6 protein-coding genes are annotated in these 4,541 nt (G+C 71.6%); 4 read left to right on the top strand and 2 right to left on the bottom strand.

The window, feature by feature from the left end; genetic code table 11:
- The 3 genes from ABZ070_RS35510 to ABZ070_RS35500 form a co-directional block, all read left to right on the top strand.
- A partial coding sequence (locus ABZ070_RS35510; protein WP_356640122.1) for a tripartite tricarboxylate transporter substrate-binding protein occupies positions 1-394 on the top strand: 394 nt, incomplete at its 5' end.
- Positions 391-909, top strand: coding sequence for a tripartite tricarboxylate transporter TctB family protein (locus ABZ070_RS35505; RefSeq protein ID WP_356640120.1), 519 nt, complete (start codon positions 391-393; stop codon positions 907-909). The genes ABZ070_RS35510 and ABZ070_RS35505, both read left to right, overlap by 4 nt.
- On the top strand, positions 909-2,402 hold the full coding sequence (locus ABZ070_RS35500) for a tripartite tricarboxylate transporter permease (protein ID WP_356640118.1): 1,494 nt from the start codon (positions 909-911) through the stop codon (positions 2,400-2,402). The genes ABZ070_RS35505 and ABZ070_RS35500 overlap by 1 nt, the downstream gene beginning before the upstream one ends.
- 95 nt (positions 2,403-2,497) lie before the next feature.
- On the opposite strand, the gene ABZ070_RS35495 is transcribed toward ABZ070_RS35500, so the two are convergent.
- Together ABZ070_RS35495 and ABZ070_RS35490 are read right to left on the bottom strand one after the other, a co-directional pair.
- Positions 2,498-2,989, bottom strand: a complete 492-nt coding sequence (locus ABZ070_RS35495) for a DUF402 domain-containing protein (protein ID WP_356640116.1) — start codon at positions 2,987-2,989, stop codon at positions 2,498-2,500.
- Positions 2,970-3,890, bottom strand: coding sequence for a GNAT family N-acetyltransferase (locus ABZ070_RS35490; protein WP_356640114.1), 921 nt, complete (start codon positions 3,888-3,890; stop codon positions 2,970-2,972). Before ABZ070_RS35490 ends, ABZ070_RS35495 begins: the two co-directional genes overlap by 20 nt.
- A gap of 70 nt (positions 3,891-3,960) precedes the next feature.
- Between ABZ070_RS35490 and ABZ070_RS35485 the strand changes: the two genes are divergently transcribed.
- A complete protein-coding gene (locus ABZ070_RS35485; RefSeq protein ID WP_356640112.1) occupies positions 3,961-4,338 on the top strand; it encodes a GntR family transcriptional regulator in 378 nt (125 codons plus the stop codon).
- Positions 4,339-4,541 lie beyond the last annotated feature (203 nt).

The following is a 4,541-nucleotide window of genomic DNA, read 5'->3' as shown; positions in this document are numbered from 1 at the left end:
CGAACTGCTCGCCTCCATCCTGGGCAACAAGGTCGCCTTCGGCGTCTCCGGCGTCGGCGAGTACCTCGACCAGATCACGTCGGGCGAGCTGCGGCTGCTGGCCGTGACCGGTCCGGAACGCGTCCCCGGACTGGACGCGCCCACCCTGCGCGAGGCCGGACTCGACACCGAATTCACCAACTGGCGCGGCATCGTCGCCCCGCCCGGCCTCTCCGACAGCGAACGCGACAAGCTCATCGGCCTCGTCACGAAGCTGCACGACTCGAAGCAGTGGCAGGACTCCATGAAGAAGAACGGCTGGGACGACGCCTTCCTCACCGGCGACGAATTCGGCGACTTCCTCGACGAGCAGGACAGAAGCGTCGACCAGGTGCTGAAGGAGCTGGGACTGTGAGCACGACCGAGACCCAAGGCCGGCGCTCCTGGCTGCGGGAACACTCCGAGCTGGGCGTCAGCCTGCTGCTCCTCGTCATCGGTGTCCTCGTCCTCACCGACGCGCTCACCATGGACGTCGACATCGCCCAGCGCGGGCCCGTGGGCCCCACGACCGTCCCGGTCGTCGTCGGCGCCGGACTGCTCGCCGTCGCTGTCCTCCTCGCCGTCGACGTGCTGCGCGGCGGCCGCGGAGAGGCGGAGGGCGGCGAGGACATCGACCTGTCGGAACCCAGCGACTGGCGGACCGTCCTGCTCCTCGCCGGCGTCTTCCTCGCGAACGCCGTCCTCATCGGCCCCCTCGGCTTCCCGGTCTCCGGCGCGCTGCTCTTCTGGGGCTCCGCGTACGCGCTCGGCAGCCGGCGCACCGACCGCGATCCGCTGATCGCGGCAGTCCTCTCCCTCGTCACCTACTTCGTCTTCAACAACCTGCTCGGCGTCCCGCTGCCCGGCGGGCCGCTGATGGGAGTGCTCTGATGGATTCACTGAACTCCCTGCTCGACGGCTTCGGCACGGCGCTCACCCCGATCAACCTGCTCTGGGCGGCGATCGGTGTCCTGCTCGGCACGGCCATCGGCGTCCTGCCCGGCATCGGCCCCGCCATGGCGGTCGCCCTGCTGCTGCCGGTGACGTACGGCCTCGAGCCGACCGGCGCGTTCATCATGTTCGCCGGGATCTACTACGGCGCCATGTTCGGCGGCTCCACCACCTCCATCCTGCTCAACACGCCCGGTGAGAGCGCGGCCGTCGTCGCCGCGATCGAAGGCAACCCGATGGCCAAGGCCGGGCGCGGCGCACAGGCGCTCGCCGCAGCGGCCGGCGGCCACTTCGCCGGCGGCATGATCGGCACCATCCTGCTGGTCGCCCTCGCCCCGACCGTCGCCGAACTGGCCGTCGACATCGGCGCACCCGACTACTTCGCGATCATGGTGCTGGCCTTCATCGCCGTCACCTCCGTACTCGGCTCCTCCCGCATCCGCGGTCTCGCCTCACTGCTGATCGGCCTCACCCTCGGGCTCGTCGGCCTCGACCAGATGACGGGCCAGCAGCGCCTCACCTTCGGCTCCCTGCAGCTCGCCGACGGTATCGACGTCGTCATCGTCGCGGTCGGCCTCTTCGCCATCGGCGAGGCCCTGTGGGTCGCCGCGCACCTGCGTCGCACCACCGGCGACGCCATCCCGGTCGGCCGGCCCTGGCTGGCCACGTCCGATGTGAAGCGCACCTGGAAGCCGTGGCTGCGCGGGCCCGTCATCGGCTTCCCATTCGGCGCGATCCCCGCGGGCGGCGCGGAGATACCCACCTTCCTGTCGTATGTCACGGAGAAGCGGCTCTCCAAGCACAAGGACGAGTTCGGCAGGGGCGCCATCGAGGGCGTGGCCGGACCCGAGTCCGCGGCGTCCGCCTCCGCGGCGGGCACCCTCGTCTCGATGCTCACGCTCGGACTGCCCACGACCGCCGTCGCGGCGGTCATGCTGGCCGCCTTCCAGCAGTACGGCATCCAGCCCGGACCGCTGCTCTTCGAGCGCGAACCCGACCTGGTGTGGGGCCTGATCGCCTCGCTGTTCGTCGGCATGGTGCTGCTGCTCGCGCTCAACCTGCCGCTCGCCCCGCTCTGGGCCAAGCTGCTGCGCATCCCGCGGCCGTACCTCTACGCAGGAATCCTGTTCTTCGCGGCGGTCGGCGCGTACGCGGTGGGCGGCGAGGCCATCGACCTGGTGATCCTGCTGCTCATCGGCCTCATCGGCTTCGGCATGCGGCGCTACGGGCTCCCCGTCCTGCCCGCCGTCATCGGTGTGATCCTCGGCCCGGCGGCCGAGCAGCAGCTGCGGCGCGCGCTCCAGATCAGCGACGGCAGCGCGGCCGGACTGGTCAACACGCCCTTCTCGGTCACCGTCTACGCCGTGGTCGTGCTGCTGGTGGCCTGGCCGTGGCTGAAGAAGCTGATCCTGCGGGGCCGGTCGTCTGCCTGACGGGACAACGCGGGATGTGAGGGGCGGATCGTCGGCCCGACGGCACCGCGCGGGATGTGAGGGGCGGGTCGCTGCGGCGGCCCGCCCCTCACCGTTCACACGCCGAACAGCTGGGTGAAACGGCCTGCCCGGGCCAGCCGTTCCAGCTCGTCGAGGGCCCTGACGGCCTGCTCCGCCGCCTCCGGGTCACGGGCGGCCAGGCCGCTCTCCTCGAACTCGTCCTCGTCCAGCCGGAGGATCTCCCGCCCGTCCGCCGAGACCCACAGATCGAGGTCCAGATCCTCGACGCTCAGCTCACCGGCCTCCTCCGCCAGCACGGCGGGCCGGGTGATGTCGCAGTACCAGCCCTTGAGCGTGCCGTCACCCGTGCGGACCTCCTTCACCGAGTACCACCGGTCCCGCCAGTAGTGCTCGGTGAACACATCGCCAGGCTCGAAGCGCACGAAGCCGAAGTCGCGTACACCGGGCGCCGCCCAGGGCGCCCGGACCGCGAGATGCGTGCCGTCGTTGCCGAGCAGCTCCGCCGGATAGCGGATCTTCGTCGCACCCGCCTTGACGAGCCGTACCTCAACCGAGGGCGCGGACATGGCGGACCTCCGTCGCGCAGATCTCGTACCCGAACCACCTGTTGATCGCGAGCATCGGGCCGTTGTCGGCGTCGTTGCTCGTGAACGCGTGGGTGTAGCCCGCGAGGCGGGCACGCCGCAGGGAGTCGGTCTTGGCGAGCTTGGCGTAGCCCCTGCCGCGGTGAGCCCGCATGGTGCCCGTCATGCCCGACAGATAGCGGGTGGATCCGTCCGTCAGCGCCGCGGTGAAGGCCGCGACCTCGCCGCCGGCCAGCACGACCGTCGTCAACTGCCGGTCGAGCAGCGGATCGTTCCACGTATGGGCGACCCAGTCGTCGTAGTCCTCGAACTGCATGCTGATGTCGCCCGGTTCGTCGGAGGTCGCCTCCGCGTCCGCCTCGAAAAGCGGGCGCGGGTCCGCCTCGAAGTCCGCGGCGGTACGCAGCTCCACGCCTGCCGGTGGAGCGGGCAGCTCCGGGAGGACCCCGTTCGCCAGGTCGAGGCACTGGAAGTGCGCGGGGCGGGTGGGTGCGTAGCCCCGCTTCTTCGCGAACGCGAGGTTCTCCGGACCGTCCAGCACCCACGCGTACACCTGCGTCGCGCCCTCCGCCGCGAGATGCTCCTCGGCGACGCGCAGCAGGAGTCCGCCCGCACCCTGCCCGCGGTGCTCGGGGTGGACGTGCGGGGTCACGTACGACTGCCCCGGCTCGGCCGCGTCGTAGGCGATGCCGGCATGGGCGGTGCCGATGAGCTCCCCGTCCTTCTCGGCGACCAACAGACGGTACTTCTTCGCCGGGTTGGCGGTCTCGACGCCGAACAGGACGGACGTCGGCGTCGTCACCTCGAAGGGCATCGAGGCACGCCGTACCCGGGTCACGGCTTCGGCGTCCCCGGGACGGAAATCACGGACGATCACAGTCATGGAGCGGCAGGTTACGCGCGGGCGGGCGGTGTCGCCTCCCAATAACGGGGCGATGGGGGAGAATCGCGCCGTGACCTTGAACATCACCATCGATCCCGACGCGCCGGACGCGCCGTACGAGCAACTACGGGCGCAGGTCTCCGAGCAGGCGCGCTCGGGTGCGCTTCCGGTGGGCCACCGGCTGCCGACCGTCCGCGGCCTCGCGGAAGAACTGGGCCTGGCGGCGAACACCGTGGCCAAGGCGTACCGGGCGCTGGAGAGCGACGGGGTGATCGAGACCCGGGGCCGCAACGGCACGTTCGTGGCGGCGGCGGGGGACGCGGCGGAGCGGCAGGCCGCGGCGGCTGCGGCGGTGTACGCGGCGCAGGTGCGGCGGCTCGGGCTGTCGCGGGAGGCGGCGCTGGGGGCGGCGGGGGAGGCGGTTCGCGCGGCGTACGAGGGCGACTGAGGGGGGCGGCGGGGGTGCCCGCTGCGCGGGGCGTTTCCCCACCCCGCCCCTTCCCGAACCGGGGGCTCCGCCCCCGGACCCCCGCGCCTCAATCGCCGGCGAGGCTGACTTTGTCAGCCCGTCCGGCGTTTGAGGACACCGCGCGAAGCGCGGTACGGGGCCCGGGGCTTGCCCCGGTATCGGGAAGGGGCGGGTAGGGGAAC

The organism is Streptomyces sp. NPDC006283 (assembly GCF_040613325.1).
GTDB lineage: Bacteria > Actinomycetota > Actinomycetes > Streptomycetales > Streptomycetaceae > Streptomyces.
Note: the sequence above shows the minus strand (reverse complement) of the source record. Positions and strands in the feature narration are given on the sequence as shown.